The 24,729-nt window shown below is 66.8% G+C and carries 22 protein-coding genes; 8 read left to right on the top strand and 14 right to left on the bottom strand.

All coding sequences use genetic code 11. The features are described 5' to 3' along the window. Positions 1 to 67: 67 nt before the first annotated feature. Positions 68 to 679 (bottom strand): glycoside hydrolase family 16 protein, encoded by a 612-nt coding sequence (locus ACFW3F_RS09445; RefSeq protein WP_388056577.1) that lies wholly within the window; start codon positions 677 to 679, stop codon positions 68 to 70. Between the two features lie 290 nt (positions 680 to 969). Here ACFW3F_RS09445 and ACFW3F_RS09440 point away from each other — a divergent pair, with 290 nt between their 5' ends. Further along, on the top strand, positions 970 to 1,755 hold the full coding sequence (locus tag ACFW3F_RS09440) for a thioesterase family protein (protein ID WP_388056575.1): 786 nt from the start codon (positions 970 to 972) through the stop codon (positions 1,753 to 1,755). A 95-nt stretch (positions 1,756 to 1,850) separates the two neighbouring features. Here the strand turns inward: ACFW3F_RS09440 and ACFW3F_RS09435 are convergent, their stop codons facing one another. Next, the gene (locus ACFW3F_RS09435) at positions 1,851 to 2,450 is read right to left on the bottom strand and encodes a TetR-like C-terminal domain-containing protein (RefSeq protein ID WP_388056573.1); all 600 of its coding nucleotides are present in this window, start codon (positions 2,448 to 2,450) and stop codon (positions 1,851 to 1,853) included. Between the two features lie 51 nt (positions 2,451 to 2,501). On the opposite strand from ACFW3F_RS09435, the gene ACFW3F_RS09430 reads away from it, so the two are divergent. From ACFW3F_RS09430 to ACFW3F_RS09420, 3 genes are read left to right on the top strand one after another with little or no spacing between them, the layout of a single operon-like run. Then, entirely contained in the window at positions 2,502 to 3,617 is a 1,116-nt protein-coding gene (locus tag ACFW3F_RS09430; RefSeq protein WP_388056571.1) for a hypothetical protein, read from the top strand. Positions 3,618 to 3,625: 8 nt separating this feature from the next. Beyond that, positions 3,626 to 4,660 (top strand): TIGR03617 family F420-dependent LLM class oxidoreductase, encoded by a 1,035-nt coding sequence (locus ACFW3F_RS09425; RefSeq protein WP_388056569.1) that lies wholly within the window; start codon positions 3,626 to 3,628, stop codon positions 4,658 to 4,660. Continuing rightward, on the top strand, positions 4,657 to 7,032 hold the full coding sequence (locus ACFW3F_RS09420) for a PEP/pyruvate-binding domain-containing protein (RefSeq protein WP_388056567.1): 2,376 nt from the start codon (positions 4,657 to 4,659) through the stop codon (positions 7,030 to 7,032). Before ACFW3F_RS09425 ends, ACFW3F_RS09420 begins: the two co-directional genes overlap by 4 nt. Before the next feature lie 16 nt (positions 7,033 to 7,048). Here the strand turns inward: ACFW3F_RS09420 and ACFW3F_RS09415 are convergent, their stop codons facing one another. After that, positions 7,049 to 8,647: a fatty acyl-CoA synthetase gene (locus ACFW3F_RS09415; protein WP_388056565.1), complete on the bottom strand. Its 1,599-nt coding sequence runs from the start codon at positions 8,645 to 8,647 to the stop codon at positions 7,049 to 7,051. Positions 8,648 to 8,724: 77 nt separating this feature from the next. On the opposite strand from ACFW3F_RS09415, the gene ACFW3F_RS09410 reads away from it, so the two are divergent. Then, positions 8,725 to 9,570: a LuxR C-terminal-related transcriptional regulator gene (locus tag ACFW3F_RS09410; RefSeq protein WP_388056564.1), complete on the top strand. Its 846-nt coding sequence runs from the start codon at positions 8,725 to 8,727 to the stop codon at positions 9,568 to 9,570. On the opposite strand, the gene ACFW3F_RS09405 is transcribed toward ACFW3F_RS09410, so the two are convergent. From ACFW3F_RS09405 to ACFW3F_RS09385, 5 genes are all read right to left on the bottom strand, one after another. Next, positions 9,552 to 9,911, bottom strand: a complete 360-nt coding sequence (locus ACFW3F_RS09405) for a hypothetical protein (protein WP_388056562.1) — start codon at positions 9,909 to 9,911, stop codon at positions 9,552 to 9,554. The two genes, ACFW3F_RS09410 and ACFW3F_RS09405, sit on opposite strands and share 19 nt — an antisense overlap. Positions 9,912 to 9,965: 54 nt before the next feature. Then, positions 9,966 to 11,240 (bottom strand): 3,4-dihydroxy-2-butanone-4-phosphate synthase, encoded by a 1,275-nt coding sequence (ribB, locus tag ACFW3F_RS09400; RefSeq protein WP_388056561.1) that lies wholly within the window; start codon positions 11,238 to 11,240, stop codon positions 9,966 to 9,968. Beyond that, a complete protein-coding gene (locus ACFW3F_RS09395; RefSeq protein ID WP_388056559.1) occupies positions 11,237 to 11,773 on the bottom strand; it encodes a flavin reductase family protein in 537 nt (178 codons plus the stop codon). Before ACFW3F_RS09395 ends, ribB begins: the two co-directional genes overlap by 4 nt. 74 nt (positions 11,774 to 11,847) lie before the next feature. After that, positions 11,848 to 12,261 carry an SRPBCC family protein gene (locus ACFW3F_RS09390; protein WP_388056557.1) on the bottom strand — a complete coding sequence of 138 codons (414 nt, stop codon included), beginning with the start codon at positions 12,259 to 12,261 and terminating at the stop codon, positions 11,848 to 11,850. 2 nt (positions 12,262 to 12,263) lie between these two features. Then, the gene (locus ACFW3F_RS09385) at positions 12,264 to 13,433 is read right to left on the bottom strand and encodes an LLM class flavin-dependent oxidoreductase (protein WP_388056555.1); all 1,170 of its coding nucleotides are present in this window, start codon (positions 13,431 to 13,433) and stop codon (positions 12,264 to 12,266) included. A gap of 189 nt (positions 13,434 to 13,622) precedes the next feature. On the opposite strand from ACFW3F_RS09385, the gene ACFW3F_RS09380 reads away from it, so the two are divergent. Both ACFW3F_RS09380 and ACFW3F_RS09375 read left to right on the top strand, forming a co-directional pair. Then, positions 13,623 to 14,225: a hypothetical protein gene (locus ACFW3F_RS09380; RefSeq protein ID WP_388056553.1), complete on the top strand. Its 603-nt coding sequence runs from the start codon at positions 13,623 to 13,625 to the stop codon at positions 14,223 to 14,225. Beyond that, positions 14,222 to 15,631: a hypothetical protein gene (locus ACFW3F_RS09375; protein WP_388056551.1), complete on the top strand. Its 1,410-nt coding sequence runs from the start codon at positions 14,222 to 14,224 to the stop codon at positions 15,629 to 15,631. The genes ACFW3F_RS09380 and ACFW3F_RS09375 overlap by 4 nt, the downstream gene beginning before the upstream one ends. A gap of 106 nt (positions 15,632 to 15,737) precedes the next feature. Here ACFW3F_RS09375 and ACFW3F_RS09370 read toward each other — a convergent pair whose 3' ends face one another. The 6 genes from ACFW3F_RS09370 to ACFW3F_RS09345 all read right to left on the bottom strand — a co-directional run bounded on the left by ACFW3F_RS09370 (position 15,738) and on the right by ACFW3F_RS09345 (position 23,846). Beyond that, positions 15,738 to 16,649, bottom strand: a complete 912-nt coding sequence (locus tag ACFW3F_RS09370) for a hypothetical protein (protein ID WP_388056549.1) — start codon at positions 16,647 to 16,649, stop codon at positions 15,738 to 15,740. 228 nt (positions 16,650 to 16,877) lie between these two features. After that, positions 16,878 to 18,068, bottom strand: coding sequence for a hypothetical protein (locus ACFW3F_RS09365; RefSeq protein WP_388056547.1), 1,191 nt, complete (start codon positions 18,066 to 18,068; stop codon positions 16,878 to 16,880). Between the two features lie 168 nt (positions 18,069 to 18,236). Continuing rightward, positions 18,237 to 19,196: an alpha/beta fold hydrolase gene (locus tag ACFW3F_RS09360; RefSeq protein ID WP_388056545.1), complete on the bottom strand. Its 960-nt coding sequence runs from the start codon at positions 19,194 to 19,196 to the stop codon at positions 18,237 to 18,239. Further along, positions 19,197 to 20,957 (bottom strand): amidohydrolase family protein, encoded by a 1,761-nt coding sequence (locus ACFW3F_RS09355; RefSeq protein ID WP_388056543.1) that lies wholly within the window; start codon positions 20,955 to 20,957, stop codon positions 19,197 to 19,199. A gap of 184 nt (positions 20,958 to 21,141) precedes the next feature. Beyond that, positions 21,142 to 22,044 (bottom strand): alpha/beta fold hydrolase, encoded by a 903-nt coding sequence (locus ACFW3F_RS09350; RefSeq protein ID WP_388056541.1) that lies wholly within the window; start codon positions 22,042 to 22,044, stop codon positions 21,142 to 21,144. Continuing rightward, the gene (locus tag ACFW3F_RS09345) at positions 22,041 to 23,846 is read right to left on the bottom strand and encodes an amidohydrolase family protein (protein WP_388056539.1); all 1,806 of its coding nucleotides are present in this window, start codon (positions 23,844 to 23,846) and stop codon (positions 22,041 to 22,043) included. Before ACFW3F_RS09345 ends, ACFW3F_RS09350 begins: the two co-directional genes overlap by 4 nt. Before the next feature lie 255 nt (positions 23,847 to 24,101). Here ACFW3F_RS09345 and ACFW3F_RS09340 point away from each other — a divergent pair, with 255 nt between their 5' ends. After that, entirely contained in the window at positions 24,102 to 24,722 is a 621-nt protein-coding gene (locus ACFW3F_RS09340; RefSeq protein WP_388056537.1) for a TetR/AcrR family transcriptional regulator, read from the top strand. Positions 24,723 to 24,729: the final 7 nt, after the last annotated feature.

The raw sequence follows: 24,729 nt of genomic DNA, 5'->3' as shown, positions 1-24,729 counted from the left end.
CTCGCACCTCAGGGACCAGGGGTTATGCGGTTCTTTCGGATTAGGGAGCAGGGGTGGGTCTTTCGGATCAGGGGGCAGGGGTGGGTCGCTTCTTTCTGCTCGCGCCCGCGTCGAAACCGCGGACCTGCACGCTCGTCACGTCCAGGATTCGCGGGTAGGCGAGCGACGATCCGGGCACTGCGCGGTCGGGGAAGTCGAAGATGCTCAGCATGAGCTGCATCGGGTAGTCGATCGCCTGCTCCACCTCTTTGACGATGCGCCCGTCGACGGTGAACACGAGCCGATGGGGTGACCATTCGACGGCGTAGTCGTGGAGGTCTGCCAGATCCGTCGTCATCTCGAGGGCGGAGAAGTCGTCGACGATGCGCGGGTCGCGATGGGGGTGCACACCGACGCCGAGCCTCCAGGGTTCGCCGGGGGCGGGTCCGAAGATCTCCGCGACGCAGATCTCGCCCGATTCCTCCGGCCGCTCCTCGGTGCCGAGCAGCCAGAAGGCGACCATCGACGCCGGATCGGGAATTGCGCGCATCCGTACCGCGAAGCGTCCGTGACGCTGAGCGAAGAGGATCTCCGACGGGCGATGGCTGGTCACCCCGAGATCCGGCCGGTGGGCGTGCTGACCGACCGGACTGCCGATCGGGCCGGCGCGATGGCCTGTCTGCACGCTCGAGACGCGCATCCCCGACTCCTCCGGACGCCACGCGGGCTGATCGTCGTCGATGCACAGCAGTGTCCGACCGTCGGAGGTCAGGCGTCGAGCCGCGGACCGAGAGGGCGTCGACCAGTGCGGCAGGTAGCTGTCGATCCACCGTTGGGGGTCGAAGCCGTTGCCGCGGAAATCGTCACGCAGGGTGATCAGGGGTATGCCTCTTTCGCCGGTAGCCGCGTCGGTCCTCGCTTGGCTCCGACGAGGGTCTAGCGTAGCGTCCTCGTTATGACGATCGTCATAACGAACCGACGGGGTAGCGAATGAGCCCCGCACTGTCCGGCCTGGTGGATGGATTCGATGCGGACGTGCCGTTCGCGGTACCCGACTCGTGGACGCAAGGCCGCACCGCCTTCGGCGGATTGACGGCCGCGCTGTCGGTGCAGGCGGCGCTGAACACGGCGAGTGCAGACCTACCGCCATTGCGAGCGGCCCAATTCGCCTTCGTCGCGCCGGTCATCGACTCGGTGGAGCTGACCGCAAACGAGATGCGGCGCGGACGATCCGCCACCAGCGTCGCGGTGACGGCACGCAGCCGCGATCAGGTGGCGGCGCACGCGACGCTGGTGTTCGCGAGTCCCCGCCCGAGCGGCGTCGTGCACGACACGCTCGTCCCGCCCGCTGCCGCCGATCCGACGCAGTGCCCGCCGTTCGCCGGAGACTTGTCGACGACGCCGGCCTTCGTCGACAACTTCGACATGCGGCGGGCCGGGGGCGGCATGCCGCTCGCGGGCGACGAACCTCGGCTGCTCGCTTGGGTGCGTCATCGAGATGCGAGCGGTGTGCACCCCGCGGTCGCACTCGTCGCCCTGGCCGACAGTCTGCCGCCCGCGGCGATGACCTCGTTCGTCGAGTGGGCGCCGGTCGGCACCATGACCTGGACCGTTCACCTGTGCACCGACGTCCTGCCGCAACCCGACGAGTGGCTACTCCTCGAATCCGCCGCGACGCATACCGGAGACGGCTACTCGCATCAGTCGATGACGATATGGAACGCTGCGGGCCAGCCCATCGTCACCGGTTCCCAGACGGTGGCCGTATTCGCCTGACCCGAGGCCGGTGCGACGGCGAGATGCGGCAGATCGGTCCGCGTCGCGGACGAAACTGCCGCAATCTCATGACTTGAGATGGGTGGTCGGGCCGGTCAGTCCATCGGCCACCGTTCGGTGATGAGCTCGACCATCTGGTCGACCCATGCGTCGTCGAGTGCGGCGTCGCTGCGGATCAGGATGCGGAAGATCGCGGTGCCCGCCACGACCTCGGCGAGCATCGGGAGCCGGTCGTCATCGCGGCGCTCCTGGCCGAACCGGGTTTCGAAAGCGGTGAGGTCGCCGGCGAGCCGGGCGATCATCTGGCCGTGCACCTCGGGTGACGCCACGGTGTCGGCGATCAGGCCGGGGAGTGCCACGCGTACCTCGGGCCGGTTGAACATGGCGCGCACGATCTCGACGAGTGCCCGGATGTCCTGTCGGACATCGCCGGAACCCGCCGGCGGCTCCAGGAGCTCGGCGGACAACACCGCCTCGTGGACGAGCTGTGCCTTGCCCGACCAGCGCCGGTAGATGGCGGCCGTGGTGGTACCGGCGCGGGCCGCGATCGCCGACAGGGACAGCGCGGGGTAGCCGGTCTCGAGGATGAGCTCGCGGGTCGCCGTGATGATCGCGGCGTCGATCCGCCCGTCGCGGGGCCGTCCGGGTGTCGAGGGCATCGACCTCTTGTTTTCCCTGCGGCCTTCTGCTGTCATGAGACCCAGCATAATTGCAATACAGACTGCATCGTATTTGAGGGAGTGTCCGTGGAACTGAGCCCACTCGACGAATATCCGATCCACCAGACACCGGCACCGATCACGTGGCCGGCGACCTCCGACCGGAACTTCTACGACCGCTCGTACTTCAACGTGCTCGACCGCGACGGACGCTTCATGGCACTGACCGGCATCGGCTACTACCCGCGGCTCGGGGTCAAGGACGCCTACTTCGTCATTCGCCGCGGTGACACCCAGACCGCGGTGCATCTGAGCGACGCCATCGACGACGACCGTCTTCACCAGAACGTCAACGGCTACCGCCTCGATGTCGTCGAGCCGCTACAGGAGATGCACCTGACCCTCGCCGAGACCGAGGGCATCGCCGCCGACCTGACGTGGCGGGGCCTGTTTCCGGCGGCGCTCGAAAAACCACACGACATGCTCACCGAGCGGCGAGTGACGTTGGAAGCCTGCCGATTCGCGCAGGTGGGGTCGTGGGAGGGATGGATCGACGTCGACGGCGAGCGGCTCACCGTCGACCACGACACCAGTGTGGCGAGCCGAGACCGGTCCTGGGGCATCCGGCCGGTCGGTGAAGCCGAGCCGGCCGGGCGGCCCGATGCCGCCTTCCGCGGGATGTGGTGGCTGTACTTGCCCTTGGCCTTCGACGACTTCCAGCTGTTCCTGATCCTGCAGGAGGATCCGGACGGACATCGCAGTCTGTACGACTGCACGCGGCGCCGGCGGGACGGGCGCGTCGAGCAACTCGACGGCGTGCGGGTCACCATCGATTACACTCCCGGGACCAGGATCCCGCGCGGTGCGCACATCGAGTTCCTGAACCGGGCCGGTGATCGGATCGAGCTCGATGTCGAGTCGAAACTGTACGCGCCCATCGCATTCGGCTCCGGCTACGGCGGTGACTCGTCGTGGGCCCACGGAACCTGGAAGGAGGGGCCCTTCGCCGAGCGCGTCACGTACGACCTCACGGACCCCGAGGTCATGGCCCGCGCGCCCTTCAGCCTCATCGACCATGTCGGGGTCGCGGTGTGCACCGACGCCGACGGCACCGTTCATCGGGGGGCCGGGTTGTTCGAGCACGGCGTCATCGGGCCGCACCACCCGTCGGGTTTCGCCGACTGGACCGACGGGGCCCGGTAGGGGGCGGCATGAAGATCATGACGGCCTTGTTCAACCCGACCGATGCGGTCGAGCGCGCGACGCTTCTGAAGGAGGCGGGCGCGTCGGGAGTGTTCACCTTCGAGGGTCCGCACGACGTCTTCACCCCGCTGGTGCTGGCGTCGGCGGTCGAGGGCCTCGACATCATGTCCAATGTGGCGATCGCGTTCCCGCGCAACCCGATCCAGTTGGCCCACCAGGCCAACGACCTGCAACTGCTGAGCGAGGGGCGTTTCATCCTGGGGCTCGGTACACAGGTGCGTGCGCAGATCGAGAAGCGCTACGGAGCCGAGTTCGACCGCCCGGTCGAGCGGATGAAGGAGATGGTCGGCGCGCTGCGTGCGATCTTCGCGACGTGGAACGACGGTGAGCGGCTGGACTTCCGCGGTGAATACTACCGACACACCCTGATGACGCCGACCTTCGTACCGGGGCCCAACCCGTACGGACCCCCGCCGATCTACCTGGGCGCGTTGGGACCTCGACTCACCCGTGCGACCGCCGAGGTGGCCGACGGCCTGTTGGTGATGCCATTCGGGACCAAGCGTTTCCTGCACGAGACGACGCTGCCTGCGGTTCGCGAAGGGCTCGCCGCGACGGGACGCAGCGAGCGGGACTTCGAAGTGGTGCCGGAGATCATCGTGTCCGTGGCGACGGGCGCCGGGAGCGAAGCGAGCGGGCCAACTGTGGCGGGGCGAGGCGACGACCACGCGTCGACGCGAATGTTGCTGGCGTTCTATGGTTCCACCCCGGCGTACCGTCCGGTGCTCGACGCACACGGGTGGGGAGACCTGCAGCCCGAACTCAACGCGATGTCGAAGCAGGGTCGCTGGCAGGAGATGGCCGGACTCATCGACGACGAGATGCTGCACACGATCGCCGCGTGCGGATCTCCGAAGGAGGTGGCTGCGCACATCCGTGACCGGGTCGACGGGGTGTCCGACCGCATCTGCCTGTATCAGCCCGGCCCGATCGAGGTGGATGCGCTCGCCGAGATCGTCGACGCGCTCGGAGGTTCGAGATGACGCCAGCCGCCGTCGAGTTCGACGACGTCATCGACGACCGTTACGGCGGCAAGGCGGCGGGCCTCGCGCGGCTTCGTCGGCTCGGTCTGCCGGTACCGACGGGATTCGTCGTCGCCGACGCCTCGTCGTCAGGTGATCTCGACACCGTCACCGCCAGGTTCGGCGAAATGGCCTCGGCCGGTGTCGCGCCGGTGGCCGTACGGTCGTCGGCGGTCGGGGAGGACGGCGACGATCAGTCGTTCGCCGGCCAGTACGACACCGTGCTGGGCGTGGACACCGCCGAGGCCTTCGCCGACGCACTGCGAACGTGTGCCGCGTCGGTGCATTCCCGCCGCGCGTCGGCCTACAGCGGTCAGACCGACGCGACCATGCATGTGGTGGTCCAGCGAATGGTCGACGCACGTGCCGCGGGGGTCGTGTTCACCGCGGACCCGACGTCGGGGCGTCGCGATCTGATGGTGATCGATGCTGTCGCCGGCCTCGGCGAGGCGCTCGTCGATGGGACGGCCTCCCCGGATCACATCGTCCTCGACCCGGACGGCGCGGTCTTGGTACAGGAAGCCGTTGCGGCACCGGTGTTGTCGGAGTCGGAGATCGCGCAGATCCGGTCGGGCGCCCTTCTCGCCGTGCAGGACTGGGGCCGTCCCATGGACCTCGAGTGGGCCATCGACGAGTCAGGGGAGCTGTGGTGGCTGCAGGCCCGCCCGATCACCACCCTCCCCGGCGATCTCAACGAGATGGACTCGCCGGTGGCCGGCGCCGACCACGTCTACACACGGTGCAACATCGGCGAGATGATGCCGGGCGCGTTCTGTCCGCTGACCGCGTCGGTGTCCGGGTTCGCGATCGACTACGCGATGCAGATGGTGCAGGTGGTGGCGCGAGGACAAGAGCGGTACGAGAAGCCGTGGCTTCAGGTCGGTTACTTCTACGGACACATGTTCCTCAACCTGACCGAGGGCACGGCGCTGAGTTCCGGCATCATCGGCAACTCGCTGGAACAGTTCTCCACATCGATCTGTGGTCGGGTCATCGACGAACTGAAACCCAAGCCGCCGCAGCCCTTCCGGCGCAAGGTCGGCAACACGATCCGGCTGACCACGCACGCGCTCTCGGTGGGGCCGGCGATTCGTCGGTTGCCCGGGGAGATCGCCGGGTTCGAGGTGCCGTCGAGTTCCGACCCGCGAGAGGTGCTGCGACAGTTGGAGGCCGGCGTCCATCAGTACTGCGACATCACGCTGACCCATGTGCGGTCGTCGTCGCGGGCCGCGGTGGCGGCCAACGTCCTCGAGAGTGTCCTGGTCCGGCAGGCGGTCAAGGAGGGGCGCACCGAGGACGACGGCAAAGCGGACGCGGCCCGGCTCATGGCCGGCGCCTCGGAGGTCGAGAGCGCACTGATGCTCGCCGAACTCGACTCGGTGGTGCGCACCATCGCCGGCGACCCCATGGCCGCCGAGCGATTCCTCTCCGCGGCAACGGATGAGGCGGTCACCTCACTGTGTGGGGCCTCCGGCGATGCCGGGTCCCGGTTGCGGGCGTTCCTCGATCGGCACGGTCACCGCGGGTACCGAGAACTCTGTATGCGAGACCCGTCCTGGGCCGACGACCCCGCCGGACTGGGCGCGATGATGCAGGTGATGGTGCGGTCGGCGGTCGACGGGACCGACCGGGAACCGGTTCGCGTCACCGTCGATGAACACCCGTCGGCGACGATCAGGCTCCTTGCCCGCCTGGCGCAGCGAGGTGCGCGCGGACGAGAGGAGACGAAGTCGCGGATGGCGCTCATGGCCCATGCGCTCAAGCGGGGCTACCGTCATCTCGGCCGCGTCCTGGCCGAGACCGGCCGGTTGCCCGATGCCGACCTCGTCTTCTTCTTCGACCGCGCGGAACTGCAGCGCATCATCGACTCCACCGACATCGCCGACCTCGTGCAGCGGGCGCGCGGTCGTCGAGAAGCGTTGTCGTTCCAGGACTCTCTCGAGTTCGACGACGTGTCCGTGGGACGACCGTCCCCGCGAGTGGTGGCTCCGGCGCGCGGTGCCTCCGGCGACCGGATCGTCGGCCGACCCGCGGGGCGGGGCAGCGTCGAAGGGGTGGTGCGCGTCGCGAAGTCGATCGTGGAGGCCCGTGCCGTCCAGCGTGGGGAGATCCTGGTGGCCCCGGTCACCGACGTGGGCTGGACGCCGTACTTCACCGTCATCGCCGCCCTGGTGACCGACATCGGAAGCTCGGTGTCGCACGGCGCGGTCGTGGCCCGCGAGTACGGATTGCCCTGTGTGGTCAACACTCTGGTGGGCACCCAGGCACTCGAGACCGGCGACCGCGTCCTCGTCGACGGGGACCGGGGTGTGGTCGTGCGGCTCGGCCGGTAGTGAGAGTCGGGCGACCTCAGCTCTGCCCGGGTGCGGTCTCGGCATAGCGGTCGCGGAGGTCCCGCTTGAGGATCTTCCCGCTCGGGTTCTTCGGAAGGGAATCGGCCGCGATCACGAACTTCGGGATCTTGTAGGGGGCGAGCCGATCCCGGCAGTGACGCGTGATCGACTCCGGGTCGATGGTGCGGCCGGGAGCGGGCACCACAACGGCTGCGACCGCCTCCACCCAGTGAGGGTGCGGTATGCCGATCACGGCGGCCTCGCGGACCTCCGGAAGCTCGAACAGCACTTCCTCGACCTCCCGGCTCGACACGTTCTCGCCCCCGGTCTTGATCATGTCCTTCTGACGGTCGACCACCCAGAGGTATCCGTCGTCGTCGAGGTAGCCGAGATCGCCACTGTGGAACCATCCGCCGCGGAACGACTCTGCCGTCTTCGCTGGTAGCCCGAGGTACCCGATCGTCACCTGCGGACTGCGGTGCACGATCTCTCCGACCACCCCCGCCGCCACCGGCCGGTCGTCGGAGTCGACGATCTGCGTCTGGACGTGCAGCGCAGGCCGTCCGGCCGAGCCACCCCGGGTGGCCTGGTCTTCCGGCGCCAGCACGGTCGCGAGTGAACCCATCTCGGTCTGACCGTAGAAATTGCGCAGTTGCAGGCCGGGTAGGCGGGTGGTCAGTTCACGCAACACCTCGACCGGCAGCGCCGAGGCGCCGTAATAGCCCTTGCGCAGCGACGACAGCGACTCGGGGCGGAAGTGCGGTGAGCGCAGCAGTGAGATCCACACGGTGGGCGGGCAGAAGAGCTTGGTGGCGCCCTCGGCCTCGACGGTCCGCAGCAGGGTCTCGGGGTCCGGACGGTCGACGATGATGCTGGTGGCACCGAGGAGGACGTCGGTGACGAGGAAGTTGTCGAGCTGCGCGCAATGGTAGAGCGGAAGCGAGTGCACCTCGATGTCGTCGGCGCTCATCCCGCCCGACACGACGCAGCTCATGTACTGCCACATCAGTGTGCGGCTGGAGTGCAGCGCACCCTTGGGACGCGACTCGGTTCCGGAGGTGTACATGATCCGGATGACGTCGTCGTCGGCGATCCGGACGTCGGGCAGCGGCCCGGCCGGATGTTGGAGCCAGTCGTCGACGGACGGCCAGTCCGCGCCGTCGCCGGGCGATCCGAGGGGGATCGCCCGGCGCACCGCGACCGTCGCCGACGATGCGTCGATCGCCTGCTGCGCGGTGGCGACCAGGGCGTCCTCGACGATCAGTCCCGACGCCTCGCAGTCGTCGAGGATGTAGGCGATCTCGCCGGCGGTGAGCATGAAGTTGATCGGGACGGTGACGACTCCGATTCGAGCGGCCGCGAACACCACGACGGGGAACTGCCAGCAGTTGTGCGACAGGATGCCGAGGGTCTGACCCTTGCGCAGGCCGGATGCGTGCAGCGCTGCGGCGACACGGTCGATGGCGTCGTCGAACTCGCGGAAGCTCAGGCGGGTGTCGCGGTGGACGACCGCGAGCTTGTGGGGCGTCCGCGCAGCAGTGCGTCGCGGGATGTCCCCCAGAGAGTGGGAGCGGGCCTGGTGGGCGGGCTCGACTGCGTCGGCGGAAATGGTCATGAGCAGCGATCTCTCGATTCGGGGGAAATGGTCGACCGGGGCCTGCGGTCCACGGCCGGTGGGTACTGTTGTCGGGTATGCGCGGTAGTTCTCAGCCGGATGCCCCCAGTGGCGGCGGCATCGGTGCGTCCGCGGCGCGAGGGGGATGGCAGGACGTGCTGTCCCGCCGGCAGATGCTCGGTGTTCTCGCGGTGCTCGAGGAATGCGAGAACTCGGCAGGCGGTCAGCGCTTCAAGGAAGGCCTGGTCGAGGCCATTTCGACCTACTTCGGGGTGCGAGATGTGACGTTCTTCCACGGCCGGACCTACTCGGAGATCTTCGATGACCCCGCTCCGCTCCTGACAGGTGCGGCTGCTCCGTTGTTGCGGGACTACCGCGAACGCTGGCGCGACAAGGACATCTTCGCGTTGCCGCGGGCACGCCGAGTCCTGACCGCCGAGGGCTTCGCCACCCTGGAGGAACTGTCGCGGCTGCCGGTCCCGCAACGCTCGTACGTCGTGGACTATCTGCACCCCAACGACATGGAGACCGCCTCGGCCCTGCATCTGCCGCTCGCCGACGGTGAGGCCCTGGTGGGGATGTTCGACCGTGTGCGCCCGTGGGACGAGTCGGACCTGCTCGCGCTGCGCATCCTGGCGCGGCAGCTCCGGGCGAGGTCCACGACGGTGACCGCGGCCCACGAGCCGGTCGACCCGCTGGCACGACTCACCCCGCGGCAGCGCGAGGTCGCCGAGCTCGTCAGCGACGGTCTCAGCAATGCCGAGATCGCGGGACGTCTCTCGCTGTCGGAGCTGTCGGTGAAGAAGTACATCAGCCGGATCTTCGACGCGGCGGGCCTCCGGAACCGCGCCGAACTCGCGACCGAGGTCCTGCGTTCGCGCCACCGTCGCGGGGGACGCGGCGATCACGACGCCGGGGTGTAGGCGATGACCGCCAACCCGGCCGGTGACCGTAGCGGTACCCGCGTCTCGTGACCTCCGGCCGACGTCTCGCCGACCTGCCAGCCGAGTGATCGGGCGCGTTCGATCGTGGCCGGCAGGTCGGACGTGCGGGCGAGCAGGGACCACTCCGGTCCGTCCGTCTCGTCGGAGACACTCAACGCATCCCACGCCGCCCAGGTGGATCCGTCGGAGAACTTCGGCGACCCCAGGACCGCCTCGACGTCGGCGCTGACCCCGGCCCATCGATCGGTCGCGTGCATCACCGTCACCCGTTCGAACAGTCCGTCGAAACCGTCGGTCATGATGTCCTTTCCGTCAGTCATTCAGTGGGTCAGAATCATTCAGGGCGTCAAGATCATTCGGGGCGCCACTGCTGTTCAGACCACCGCGGTCGACGCCGTGAGCCGGTGGCCGAGGCGATCGCGTTTGGTGGCGAGGTAACCGGCGTTGTCGGCGGTGGGGGCGATCTCGAGCCCGACCGTCTCGGTGACCTCGATCCCGGCGGCCGCGAGTCCCTCGACCTTGGCCGGGTTGTTGGTCAGCAACCGGATGCGCTGCGCGCCGAGGTCGTGCAGGATGGCCGCCGCGTCGCGATAGTCGCGGATGTCCACGGGCTGTCCGAGGCGCAGGTTCGCATCGACGGTGTCGACGCCGTCGAGGTCCTGGAGCCGGTAGGCGGCGATCTTCTCCGACAGACCGATACCGCGTCCCTCGTGTCCGCCGACGTACACCACGACCCCGCACTCCGCGTCGGTGATCCGTTGCAGCGACGCCCGGAGTTGCGCGCCGCAGTCGCACCGCCGCGATCCCAGCGTGTCGCCGGTGAGGCATTCGCTGTGGACACGGACGAGTGGTTCACCGCGGGTCGGGTCCCCGTGGACGAGGACGAGATGCTCGGTGCCGCTGTGGGTTCGATAGGCGATCGCATCGAACGTGCCGTGATCGGTTGGCATCCGGCAGGCCGCACCCCGCGTCACCGACGATCCCGACCGGCGGTGGGCCACGAGTTCGGCGATCGAGATCACTTCCAGATGATGCCTCTCGGCGAACGCCCCGACGTCGTCTCGCGCGAGCATGCCTCGCCGGTCGGCGCTGACGAGTTCACAGATGAGGCCGGCCGGTTCGAGTCCGGCCTCGGCGCACAGGTCGACGGCGGCCTCCGTGTGCCCGCGGCGTTCGAGAACGCCACCGGCCCGGGCGCGCAACGGCATCACATGTCCCGGCCGGGTCAGATCTGCCGGTCCCACGTCGCGGTCGGCGAGAGCACGGATGGTCCGCGCCCGATCAGCCGCGCTGATTCCGGTGGTGACGCCGACGGTCGCATCGACGCTCACCGTGAAAGCGGTGCCCAGCGGGTCGGTCGGCTCGTCGACCATCGGTGGCAGTTCCAGCTCGATCAACCGATCCGCGGTCATCGCGACGCACAGGAAACCCGACGTGTGGTCGAGGAAGAAGGCGATGTCGTCGACATCCGCGAACTGCGCGGGCATCACGAGATCGGCCTCGTTCTCGCGAGTGGCATCGTCGACGACGATCACCGGACGCCCGGCGCGGAGCTCATCGAGACACCGTGCGATCGCGGGGCGGTCCGGGCTCTTCGGGCGGTCTGGGCTTTTCGGGCGGTCTGGGCTCTTCGGGCCCACCGAGCTCATCGGTGCGCCCGGAGTCCGTGGAACAGCGACCGATGGAAGATCAGCGGCTCGCTGGCGGCCGGGATGCCGAGCGCGTCGACCCGGCCCACGACCAGTTCGTGGTCTCCGATCGGACGGTGCTCGTCGATCGTGCACTCGATCCAGGCGTGCGCGCCGTGCAGACGGGGCGAACCGTTCGCGGCCGCAGACCAGTCGACCCCGGCGAACTTGTCCGCGCCGCTGCGGGCGAACGTGCGTGCCAGCCGGTGCTGGTCCTCGGACAGCACGTTCGCGCAGAAGGTGCCGTTCGCCACCACCGACGGCAGTGTCGACGACGTGTGCCCGGCGAAGAATCCGACGAGCGGGGGCTCCATCGAGATGGACGTGAAGGAGCCGACGGTCATCCCGACCGGCGCCCCCGACGCGTCCTGCGAGGTGATGACGACGACTCCGGAACCGAAGTGCGCCAGAACTTCCCGGAACCGGTCGCGCACCGACGCGGTGTCGGCGGCGTGGATGGTGTGCGCACCGTCGACGGTGTGTGTGGGATTCATGCTCTTCCTTTCCGAGTACGGCCCGGTGTGTACGGCGGGTGCGGTGCGCGGTGGCACCGCACCCACCGCGCTGGTCAGACCGGGACGACCTTGACCGCGAGCTCGTCGAGCGCGGCCGCGTAGATGCCTTCGATGGCGCTCGCCAGTTCTGCCTCCACCTCCGATGAGCCCGCTCCGAATTCGGCGGACCAGCGGACGGAGCTGGTGTCGTCGCCGGTCTCGAGGACGGTGACGGTCGAGCGGTAGTGCTCGAGGGGGAGCGGACCGTCGATGTACTCGTAGGAGTAGGTGCGTCCCTCCGCGTCGAACTGCACGATCCGTTCCCGCGCGGGTTCCCCGTCGGTGAAAACCACGTGGCGGACGTCGCCGTCCATCCGGGACGAATCGATCGCCGGAATCCAGGTGGCGACGCCGCCGGTGTCACCGATCCAGGCCCACACCGCCTCCGCCGACCGGGAGAAGTCCTTGGTCACCTCGATGTTCGCCATCGTCACACCCGTCCCAGCTCGGCTTCGTACTTCTTCGTCATGTGCTCCACGGCCTTGACATGTTCGGCGGCCTGGCCCTCGCGCACCGCCTGGGCCCGCGCGGCAGCGTCGATCATCGGCTGGGCCTGACCCTGGAAGTACGGCATGACGTCCTGGGCGAAGAGCTCGTAGGAGCGTCGGGTCGCCTGCGGGTTCGCCCAGTCGTGACCCTGGATCAGCAGCGTGCCGAATCCACCGGACTGATCGACCAGACGCTGGACCTGGGCGCGAGCCTCCTCGGCGGTGCCGATGACGCCGATACCGGAGGTGTTGATGAAGTCGATCATCTCGTGCTTGTTGGTGCCCCGGACGTCCATCTGCGGGAACGCCGCCACGTGCTGGAGGTAGTTGAACCAGTACTCGATGCCGTGCTCGACGTCGCGATACGCCTGTTCCTTGGTCTCGGCGATGTGGAACGGACCCACCAGACGCCAGGTCGAGCGATCCACCTCGTCACTGCGGCCCGACTGGGCCGCGAACTCCTCGAGGAGCCCCCAGTGATGCTGGAGGGCGCTGAAACCGTCCGCGGTCAGCGTGGCGGCGATCGACAGCAGGCCGATGCCGTACTTGCCGGCCAGCCGTGCGCCGGTGGGGGAGGCGATCGCGGCGACGACGACGTCGAACAGCGGGTCCGAATACGGGGCCATCTGGATCTTCGCGTCGAAGAGCTCGTGGGTACGGGTCTTCGCGGTGACCGTCTCGCCGCGCAGTAGGCGCATGATGATGTCGGTGTTCTCGGCCAACAGTTCGCGGGTGTCGATCTGCGAGAGACCGAGCATCGCCGCGTCGGTCGGCAGCGACCCCGGGCCGAGACCGAACAGGGCGCGGCCCCGGGTCAGGTGGTCGAGCATGATCATGCGCTCGGCCGCCCAGAGCGGGTTGTGGTACGACACCGAGGTGACGCCTGTGCCGAGCTTGATGCGGCTGGTGCGCTCGCCGGCGGCGGCGATCATGATCTCCGGCGACGCGTAGATCTCGGCACCGGCCGAGTGGTGTTCGCCGAACCAGGCCTCGTCGTACCCGAGCTGCTCGAGGTACTGCACGAACTCGAGGTCGCGCTGCAGCAGCAGCGTGGGATTCTGCCCCGGTTCGTGGATCGGGGCGAGGAAGGTACCGAACTTCAGCCTGCTCATGGCGAACACTCCTGTGTGACGTGGGTGATACGTCCACGAAGCTATGACGCACCGCACAGGTCGGGTAAGTCCGCAAAAGTAGACATTCGGCCGCGCACCCGCCGATCGCAAACCGCGTACGGATGAGACGAATTCGGTCTATCGTCCCTTTCAGCAGCTGATTCGGGAGGACTCATGGTGTGTTGCATCGTGGCAACGCTGGTGCTGGCCGTGGTGCACCGGCTGCTCCCGTGGCGCCGCACGAGCACCGACGCGGGTTTCGCGCCCGCGGTGCGCAGGCCCGCGACCGGGATGAAAGTCGTTGGGGCTCCGTTCGACCGGACTCATCGAGAGCTGCCGGTGCTACCCCGGCGCCGGGCGATCGCCGCATGGACACTGCGTCTGGGCGCGATCGCCGCGGGCCTGTACCTGGCGACCTCGGCGGTGCTCGTGGTCCTCGGTGTGGCCCATGATGTCGCCGACACCTCGTCGTGGCTGGTCCGCAGCGTCGTGGTCGTGCTCATCGCGGCGTCCGCCGCCGGCCTCGGCCGGGTGCTGTCGGCCAGGGGCGTCGACCCGTTGACCAGAACCCAGACAGCGGGCTGCGGATCACTGGCCGCCGGCGTCGTGTTCCTGGAACTCATGGTCGTCGACATGCATGTCCTCGGCCTGTATCACCTGCCGGATTCGTTCGCCCATCACATGTTCCAGGCGTCGTGCCTGCTCGCCGCCGGGATCGGCGTGGTGCTGCTCGGCGACCTTCCGCACCCCGCGCCCAGACCGACCGCGCCGTTGATACGAGGACGCTCATGACCATTCCGGAAACCGTTCCGACAGTGAGGGAGTCGACACCCGACGAGCTCGCGACGCAGCGGTACCTGCTCGACCTCGCGTTGCAACCGCTGGACCGGTTCGACGGGTTCACCCGTCTCGAGCAGATCGGCGGGAGCGCGCTTCGTTACCAGCTCAACTATGTCGGCTACGCGTTGTCGATGGCGCAATACACCCGCACCCCGGCGTTCACCGGTTATCTCGCCGACGCGCAGGCGACGATGATCCGCAAGATGTGCGACAAGAAGGTCTGGGGATACTGGGCGACGGAACGACTGGCCGGTTACCTCCGTTGGAACCCGGACCCGATCGTGTTCGGCAACGTCATGTACACCGGATTCTTCGCCGCGATGATCGCGTTCCAGCAGACGCTCAACGACGACCGTTCGTTCGACGTCGACGGGTCCCTCCCGCTGGTGTGGAGTCCGACGCGCCGCTATGACTACGGATACACATCGATCGCCGAGGCGATCGTGCGGAACATGCGGGCGAGCAAGCACACGATGTATCCCTGTGAGCCGCACCTGATCTACCCGATGTGCAACACGATCGCCCTCGTCGGGCTGCGGGGGTACGACCGCCTGCACGACACCGACCTGACGGGTGACCTCGTCACCCGGACCCGCGCCGCGTTCACCGATCACGGATACCTGACCCGTTCCGGGCGTTTCCGTTTCGGTCGCGGACCCGCGGGCCTCGCGCTGCCACCGACGCTGTCGAACGACGCGATCATGACCTACTGGCTGAACGGCGTCATGCCGGATCTGGCGGAGTCGACGTGGGAGACGCTGCGGCGCAGGCGAATCGTCGGGTCCGGGTCGGATGTGCGGTTACGTACCGAACCGATCGACCACCTCGACGTCGGCTCATACCGGATGGGTGACGCGTGGGCGTGGGTCAACGTCCTGTGCGCGGCGCGGGAGATCGGTGACACCCACACCGCCGACTCGCTCGAGTTGGCCATCACCGACAGATTCCGGTTCGAGACGTCGGAGTCGGGTGCGCGCAAGATGAGTGGCGTCTCCACCTGGGTGTCGCTGGCATATGCGCTGAGCCGGTTCATGGTGCCCGACGGGCTGCGGGGCCTGTCCGCCGGTGACCTCCCGGCTGCGTGGACGACAGGGCCGATCCTCGCCGGTGCGGACTATCCGGATGTGCTCGTGGCCAAGGCGGTCACCGACGGCGAGGGACTCGAACTGGTTCTCCGGCCCGGCAGTGTGGTTCGCCGGTCGACGCTGCGACTCGCGCGATTGACGCCCGCCGGACGATATCGCGTCGACAACTCCGCAGCGCCGGCCCCGGTCACCGTGACCGCTGACGGTACCGGACACTCGACTCTCGACGTCGACCTGGCCGACCGAACCGAGGTCCGCATCCGCCCGCTCTGAATGATGTGCGGTGATCGAGATGCTCGGGATCCGATTGCATGCCGACGGCCCGATGGTCCTGCCCACACGTGGTCGGCAGGGGCCATCGGGCCGGGGGAGACGTCGATCAGTTGTCGAACGTCAACGGGGTCGTGGCGGAGGGGCCCTGACGGTAGTGGCTCATCGTCGCGGTCTGACGGCGACCGTTGTACTCCGGGATCGGGAGCGGGAACCAGTAACTCGAGTCCAGCCACATCTGGCCCAACAGCGGGACCGGTTGGCGCGAGATGTCGGTCCAGTTGCCGGTCGGAGCGTTGTCGAACGTGCCGACCTTCTTGCCGTCGACATAGAACTCGACCTGTTTGCCGCCGAGTTTCACCGCGTAGTCGTGCTGCCCGTCCAGGATGCTGATCGGTAGCAGGCGGGCTTGGGGGACAAGGGTTCCCGACTTCTTGACCATCATGAAGAAGCCCTTGGGGAAATCTTGGCCGAGCGCGTGGGCGATGGGTGCGGTCAGCGTGCTGGCCTGGCCGACCAGCCCGGCGGAGCCGTTGTACATGAACCAGGCGATCTCGAGTCCCAGCGGATCGATCGAACGGTTGGACACGCCCCAGCCCGTGGTTCCGTTCCAGGACTTGATCTGCTCGGTGCCGCCGACCCGCATCGTCATCGTCTGCCCGGGTTCGAACACCGGCTTCGCCAGGATCTCTGCGTTGTTGTACGGGAAGAGGCCCTCGACGGTCGGCGGCGCCTCGAAGGTCACGCCGTCGGGACCATACGACGTCTTGCTGTAGCCGACGTTCGTGTTGCACCAGTCGGTCGGGGCCGTCGCGAACCGCTCGTCGATCGGGCGACTCGGTTGCGGGTCCCCGGTGCCGATGTACCCGGCGAGGGCGCGCCCGTTGAGCACCGCGCAGTTCGACGTCCCGTCGTCTCGGCCGGGCAACTGGATGTTCGGATCCGCGGCTGCGACACCGAATCCCGTCCACGTCAGCATCGCGGCCACCGCAACGGCGGCCAGCGCTTTGGCTCGAATCATGTACCTGTCCTCACGACTATGGGGCGAAAGACGAACAGGTATCTGATATCACATGTGCTCAGAATCGAGCGGTTCGCGGCCGGGGCCGAAATGCACCAATCGGACATGGCCGCCTCGATGGTCCACCTCCTGACCGGCGGCAACGGTGAGCCCGGGAACGATTCGTGACAATCGTCTCAATGCGGCTGCACGGGTCGGCATCGATGGGCGACAGGCACATCGCGGGGCTCACCGGTGCGGGGGCACTCCTCGGTCCCCGGATGGGGGTTCGGCGTGGGTCGGCAACTGCTCGTCGGTGTCACTCCGGTTGGCAAACGACGTGACGGCAAACGACGTGACGACGACGAGGGCAGCCGCTACGACGAAGCAGACCGAAGCGTAGAGCAGGCTACCGATCGGTGTGCCGTCGGTGGTGACGCCGTCGCTCGCACTGAAATAATCCGGCAACGCTGATATCCACAGCGCCGCGAGCGCCAGGAGGTAGATCGGCCCGAAGACGCGCACGAACTCGTTCGGAATCGCCCCACCGCCATCCCTGCGCGCACGGTTCCATTGTGGGATCAGGACCGACAGGGCAATCACGGCCACAACACCGAGTTCCAGGGAGAACACGATGGCTTGCGCGGTCGTATTCGGGTTGTCGCCGCCGAACAGCGACGTCGGCGTGCTGAGGATCCCGATGCCGACCGGCACGAGCACACCGATCACCACGATGCGCCAACTCAGGCTCACCCCGCCGAAGGCGCCGTCGCGCTGTGCTTTCCGTCCGACCAACAGCATCACCAGCACGGTGACCACGATCGGACCGAGAGTGGCGAAGATCGACATGCTGGTCATCGGCACCGATGCGAACATCGGGTGGTTGAGGTTGTTGTCGGAGTTCCACGCCCACCAGCGCAGCTGCGGACCGAGTTGGTCGAAGACCTCGTAGAAGCACTGATGTACGAAGCCCACGCAGACTGCGCCGACGATGATCCCGCGGTCTCGGAAAACCCCGAGGCTGCGGACGATCTCGTACGCCAACATCACCACGGCCGGATACAACGCGACGATGTAGAGGGGTAGCCGTTCGAAGAGGAACTGCACCGTGAACACGTTGTGTACGAACACCACACCCAACTGGTCTTCGATGCCGAACACGTTCGGGAAGTACAGGGGGACCTCGATGACGAACAAGTAGATGACGGTGGCAACCCACAGCGCCAGATTCGTCGGATCGCCCTGACGTCGTAACCGGCGGATCGCGTACCACAAGGCGAACGCTGCCCCGAAGACCATCATCAGCTCCAGCACCGGCAGCGTCCCGTTGGACAGGTCGAGCGGGTTTCGAAGATGCACGACTGCCGGCGCATCCTGACAGCTGAAGTCGCCGAGGGTCCCGGCGATGCGATCGAACGTGGGATTGCACTGCTCGCTCACGGCGTCACCTCCGTCGGTGTCGTGACGCTGGTTCGCCGACGCCGGGGCGCGGCGCGCAGGTGACCTACACGGCCCGTACTATGAAAGCTGTTGTCGAGCATGATTATCCGATCTGATATCCGAAGATCTGTTGGGTTCGTACGTCGGCATGGGGTCATTGCCATTCCATCACCGGGGCCCGAAAACGGCGGGTAGCAGTTGGTTGAAGATATCCGCACGCTCCCATTGGAGGAAGTGGCCCGAGCCCGGAATCACCAGCGGTCCGATTCGATTGCGAAATGCTCGCTCGCATCGTGGGACGAAGTCCTCGTCGATGACGTGGTCGTCCGGTCCGTAGAGAATGAGTGTGCGTACCTCGATCGGGTCCATCAGTGGCAATTCGGTCATCGGCCGCTCATAGGCGAGCTGGTAACACGCCCACCCGGCACGTAGCCGCGCCTCATCGGCGAAAGGCTCGGTCATGAAATCGACTGCATCCTGATCGAATGCGTACTTCGAACCCCATAACCGGTTCGTGTACATGGCCGCGACCCATTGCCGACGAGCTTCGGGGGAGGGCAGCATCGTCGCGAGTTCGTCGGGGAACGCGCCCTGCATCCACCGATAGTCCCCGGTTGGGTCTTTCGCGCTCGCCTCGGGCATGGCATTGCCGGGTCCGATACCCGAATAGTCGACGCCCATCGGAGGCACGGTGTTGAACACACAGAACCCGTCCGCGAAACCCGGAAAACGGTGGATCATGTCCGTGGCCACCACCCCGCCCACGTCACTCGCCGCGATGATGCATGACGCGTGGCCGAGTCTGTCGTGCATCAAGGTGAAGAGATCTCGGGAGTAGGTCACGATGTCATGCCGGTCGTCGGGTGGCAGGTCGCTGTCACCGAAACCCCGGAGGTCGGGTGCGATGACTTCGAACCCCGCAGCGGCCAGGGCCTCGATGTTGCGCCACCAGATCCGTTTGGTCTCCGGATAGCCGTGGATCAGCAGCAACGGCACCCCGCCGACACCCTCGCGAACAAACGCCAGCGAAACCCGCTCTGCGACGGTGACATTCTCGACACAGAAGGCATCGGGCGCGGAACGGCCGGGTTGGCTGGGGCGATGCCGCGGGTCATACCGGAAGGTCACTCAGCGCGCCCCTCGGACGAGCCGACCGGGACGGGCGCCGGTGTCAACACCGTCGCGGCGGGTCACTGAACCGCTGACGATGGTGGCCGTGTACCCGGACGCATCCTGGATCAACCGATGGCCACCGGCGGGTAGGTCGTGAACCATTCGCGGCGCGTGTAATTGGAGTGCGTTCATGTCGATGACGTTGAGGTCGGCCTTCTTTCCGACCTGAACCACTCCACGGTCGGTGAGTCCGAACAGCTGCGCGGTGTCATACGCCTGCTTGCGGATGACGTACTCCAGCGACAGAGTGGCGCCCCGGTTGCGGTCTCGGGCCCAGTGCGTCAGCAGGAATGTGGGATAGGACGCGTCACAGATCATGCTGCAGTGGGCCCCACCGTCGGACAAACCCATCACCCCGGCCGGGTGGGTGAGCATCTCCCGGATCGCGTCGTGGTTGCCGTCGGAATAGTTGAACATGGGGTACATCAGCATGTTTCCGGCGTCGGCCTCCAGCATCAGGTCGTACATCGTCGCCAGCACATCCTCGCCGCGCCGACGCGCGATACCGGCGACCGAGTCCTCCTCGGTGGGTTCGTAATTGGGCGGATTTCCGAGGTGGAACAAGCGATCCGTGCAGTGTTGCGCGAGGGCGAACATGCCGTCGAACAACTTGTTCGGGTCGATGGGCAAGTCGTCCTCGGCGAGAATCGCGGCCCGCACAGCCGGTTCCGCGAGCCTGGAAGCGAGTTCCTCACGCGTGCACTGGGCCTTGAGTCGTCGGTACGTGGGCCGGTGGGTGAAGGCGTGGTGTCCCGGGAATCCGAGCAGCATCCCGAACGGCCGAGCGGCTATCTGCGGGTGCAGCCGACTGCCGGATTCGTGCGCGGCCGCCGAGATGTCGAGTTGCTCGCGCCACAGACCGGGGTCCGCGTCCACCTGGATGAGGGCAAAGCTCAGCGGTCGGTCGATCTCGGCACCCAACCGCCGCATCCACTCCAGTTCCTTCTTCGGAGCGACGATGTCCTCTCCCGCCGCGCCCTGAGGAGCGAGTTCGAACACGGCCTGACCACCGGCGGCCATGGCTCGCCCCAAGGCGAACAGCTCGTCTTCCGCGGCGAAGGTCCCCGGCACCGGTTCTCCGTCCATTGCCCGGTGTGCGATGGTTCGCGACGAAGAGAAGCCCAGCGCCCCAGCCTCTACCGCGTCCCGTACCAGCTTGCTCATCGCCGCGATGTCCTCAGGGGTTGCGACGTCGTTGCGGGCACCACGCTCCCCCATGGCATACGCCCGCACCGTCCCGTGGGCGATCTGGCTGCCGAAATCGACTGCCAACTCGCGTTTTCCGATCACGTCGAGGTACTGCTCGTAGGTCTCCCAGCCCCAGGTGATTCCTTCGGTCAACGCGGTACCGGGAATGTCCTCGACTCCCTCCATCAGGGAGATCAGCCATTCCTCACTCCCCGGGCGCACCGGCGCGAACCCGACACCACAATTGCCCGCGACCACGGTCGTCACGCCGTGATTGCTGGACGGTTCCAAGACGCTGTCCCAACTGACCTGGCCGTCGTAGTGGGTGTGGATGTCCACGAATCCGGGCGCGACGATCTTCCCCGTGGCATCGATCGTCTCGGTCGCATCACCTTCGAGCGCAGCGTCGTCGGCTCCGCGCCGGCGGATCTCGACGATCCGTCCGTCTTTGACCCCGACGTCCGCGGTGTAACGGTCGCCACCGGTGCCGTCCACGACGGTCCCACCAGTGATCTTCAGATCGAACATCTCACCCTCCTCGGTTGCGGCCGGATCGGCGCAGCGTCGCCACTGCGCGCCATCCAGGTCCTCGTCATCTCCTCAGCCGTGTTGCAGTTCTCCGCGGTCCTCCCACGCCTTCGGACCGATCCGAGGGCCTGTCGAGCCATCCGGGTGGACAAGGGTCATCCACGAGGCGCCGCTGCCCGAACCGTCAGCCGGCCAGAAACGCGATGACGTTGTCATTCACCGCCATTGGTTGTTCGACCTGCAAGAAGTGACCGGCCTTGTCGATGATCGCCACCCGACTGCCCGGCGGCAGGACATCTCGAACCGGCGCGACGTATTCGACCTGCATGCATCCGTCGTCCGCCCCATGGAGGTACAGAGTGGGAACCCTCGGGGCACCACGCCACACGCGTTGCAGATCGCGGTAACGCGCATTCGGCCGGCGCAGCGACGGCACCGATCGGTAGTAACGCAGTGCCGCCCAGCGGTTCTCGAGAGTGGGCAGCGCGGCGAACACGTACTCGAGGTCTTTGGTTGCGTCGTGACCCGGTGACCAGTCACGCCACAATCTGGGGATGAGCCGGTCGAGAGATCGCTCGGAGACAAACGGTAGCTGGTTGAACATGATGTACCAGCTCATCCGCACCTGTCGGCGCGACAGCCGTAGGCGATTCCGTAGCGACAGATCCGATTTCGTCATCGCCGGCACCGGGGGCACCGACATCGACACAACAGACCGGAACGGGGACCCCTCATAGGCGGCGATGGCGTTCGCGGTCACCGCACCCCAGTCGTGTCCGACGAGCACCGCGTCGTCGCCGCCCCCGAGCTCACGGTGCAGACCGAGGACGTCGTGCATGAGGGCGCCGATGTTGAAGTCCCGGTCGGACGGGATGTCGGTGGGCGCGTAGCCACGGGTGAACGGTGCGACGACTCGATACCCCTCCGCAGCCAGCGCCGGTCCGAGGTATCGCCACGACCAAGCCGAGTCGGGGTACCCGTGCAGCAGGATCGCCAGTGGCCCGACATCGGGACCCCAGGTCAACGCCGCGACGGTGAGTTCGGGCAGCTCGATCCGCAGAGTGCGCGGTGACGATGTGGCGGTCACCGGGCGACGGCCGAGGATCGCTCTTGCACACCCGCCCGAGAAGCTGTCGGTGGAGGCGTCGGACGACCGGCACGCAGGAAGCTCCCGGTACGGCGGACCCCGAGGATGTCGGTTGGTTCTCCGTCACGGATCACCCGCTTGCCGCTGATGAACACCGCACGCACGGTCTCGTTGTTGCGGTTGACCATTCGCGAGAGCCCGCCGTACTGCGCCACCTGGTCCTCGTGATACCCGTCAAGCGACTCGTCGAGGTGCTCTGGGTCGAGGATCGTCAGATCCGCGCGGTCCCCCACCCGGAGGTGACCGGCGTCGATGTCGTACCAGTCGGCGATCTCACCGCTCAGCCGGTGCACCGCCCTCTCCACCGACATGAACGGGGTGCCGGCCCGCTCGGCGTCGCGCACGTGCTTGAGCAGTCGCAGGCCCATGTTGTAGAACGCCATGTTCCGCAGGTGGGCGCCGGCGTCGGAGAATCCCAGCTGGATGAAGTCCGCAGTCGCGAACTTCCGGAGTATCTCCGGGCGGTGGTTCGAGATGGTGGTGTACCACCGGAGTTTCCGGCCGTGTTCGAGGACCAGATCGAGGAAGGCGTCGACCGGGTGTATGCCGCCTCGATCGAGTCCGACCTGTCCGAAAGACTTGCCGATCACGGAAGGGTCCGGGCAGTCGGTGATCTCGGCGTCGAAGAAGTCTCGATGCCAGACGCGGATCCCGAACTTCTGGTCGTAGTCCTTTCGGAACCGACGTCGGTAGTCCTCGTCACGCATCAATTCGTCGCGCTCGATGCAGTCGGTCAGATGCATGGCCACCTCGCCGGACCCGAACTCTTCGAAGATGACGAAGTCGATGCCGTCGGCGTACACCGTGAACGGGACCGGAAGGTGTTGAAAGCGCACATTCGCGCCCAGCCGGTTGGCGACGGTTGCCAGGCCTTGCAGAACGTACGGCGACACCGGATTGGATTTGACGTCTGCCGCGGCGAGCAGCGTGGTCTTCAAGGGCTTGCGACGCAGACCGATGGACCCGAGCGCCTGAAAGGCGATGTCGAGCGGCATCTTTATGTCTGGAGCAGACTGCAGGATCCGACCACGCCTGCGCACGATGCCTTTGAGGCGCCTCTTCTCGAGGAACTTCGAGTAGGTCGACGGCAACGTACGTGATCTGCACAGCTCGCCGTCGAGCTTGTCGAAACGCAGTTGGTTCGTCGACAGTCCGATGAAACCCGCATCGAGTGCTTCGACCAGGAGGCGTTCCATGCGGCGGAGCTCGGCCTTCGTCGGCTTGATGTCGTCATCCGTCGAGCGCTCGAGTCCCATCGTGCTGGCTCGGATGTCCGAGTGTCCGATGAACGAACAGACGTTGGGGCCCAGTGCCCGGTCTTCGATCGCGCGGATGTACTCCTCGCCGGTGTTCCACGTGCGATTCGCTTCCAGGGAGGCGATCACATGGTCGCGCGGGATGGCCTCCACGCGACCGAAGAGATCGCCCGCGACGACGGGATCTGCGTGGATCGTCGAGATCGAGCATGATCCCAGGGCGACCGTGGTCACCCCGTGCCGGACCGACTCCGCCAGACCCGCGCCCTCCAGCACTTCGATGTCGTAATGGGTATGGATGTCGAGAAATCCGGGCACGACCCACTTGCCCGATGCGTCGACGACGTCGTCGCACCCGTCGGCGTCGAGGGGTGTGGCAGAAACCGCTGCCACTCGACCGTCGGTGATGCCGAGATCCCGGACCTCAGCGGTTGCCCCGGTCCCGTCGAACCACAGCCCGTTCCGGATGATCGTGTCGAAAGCCATCGCCATTCCTCCCATTGCTGCGGCCGACCCCCACGGATCGGACGCCGACGCCGTACTGAAGGTTGACCATACGCCTGAAGAAAAATGTATGGTGGCGTTTCGGTGATGATCGCACCGGAGGAGATCGATGGCGTGTAGCAGTGACCTCGGCGGCAGCGCCGTCACGACACAGATCTCGGCCGACGGTCCGGCACTATGATCGGGACGTGCAGATGACTCTGAGACCTGTTCACCCGAAGATCTGGGGGGAGTCGTATGCGTAGTCACGGTTGGTCGGGCAATGCGCCCGCATCGGATGGAGAAGCCATCGACCGGATACTCGACGCGGCCGGCGCCATGATCGCCGAGCCTGGCTCGACAGTCCGAATCGCCGATGTTGCAAGGTCTCTCGGTGTGACGAGACAAACCGTGTACCGGTACTTTCCGGGCACCGATGCGCTTCTCATCTCGGTGGCCATGCGATCGGCCGATGGCTTTCTCGACCAATTGGCGCGTCACATCCAGGGACTGACCGATCCATTGGCTGCCATGGTCGAGTCGATGGCCTTCAGCGTGGAGAATCTGGCCGGCGATGAACGAATCCGGCTCTTGCTCAGCGAGCCGGGCCGAGCGGGAACCACGGTGTCGTTGACCGGGGAGACCGCGATTGCGTTCGGCCGCGGCATGTTGCGCCGGTTCGACGTCGACTGGGCATCCCATGGTTTCGATGACAGGGATGTCGACGAGCTGGCCGAGTTCACGCTGCGATTACTGCACTCCTACCTCGTCGATCGGGGTCCGGCCCCTCACGACGGAGCGCAGTTGCGTCGGTTTCTCGCCCGATGGGTGGGTCCGGCCCTCGTCCGGCCCCACGAGGCCTCGGTGGTGCGAGGGTAGTTCCGGG

Origin of the sequence: Gordonia sp. NPDC058843 (genome assembly GCF_042743165.1) — a bacterium.
Taxonomy (GTDB): domain Bacteria; phylum Actinomycetota; class Actinomycetes; order Mycobacteriales; family Mycobacteriaceae; genus Gordonia.
This window is presented reverse-complemented; position numbering and strand designations above follow the sequence as displayed.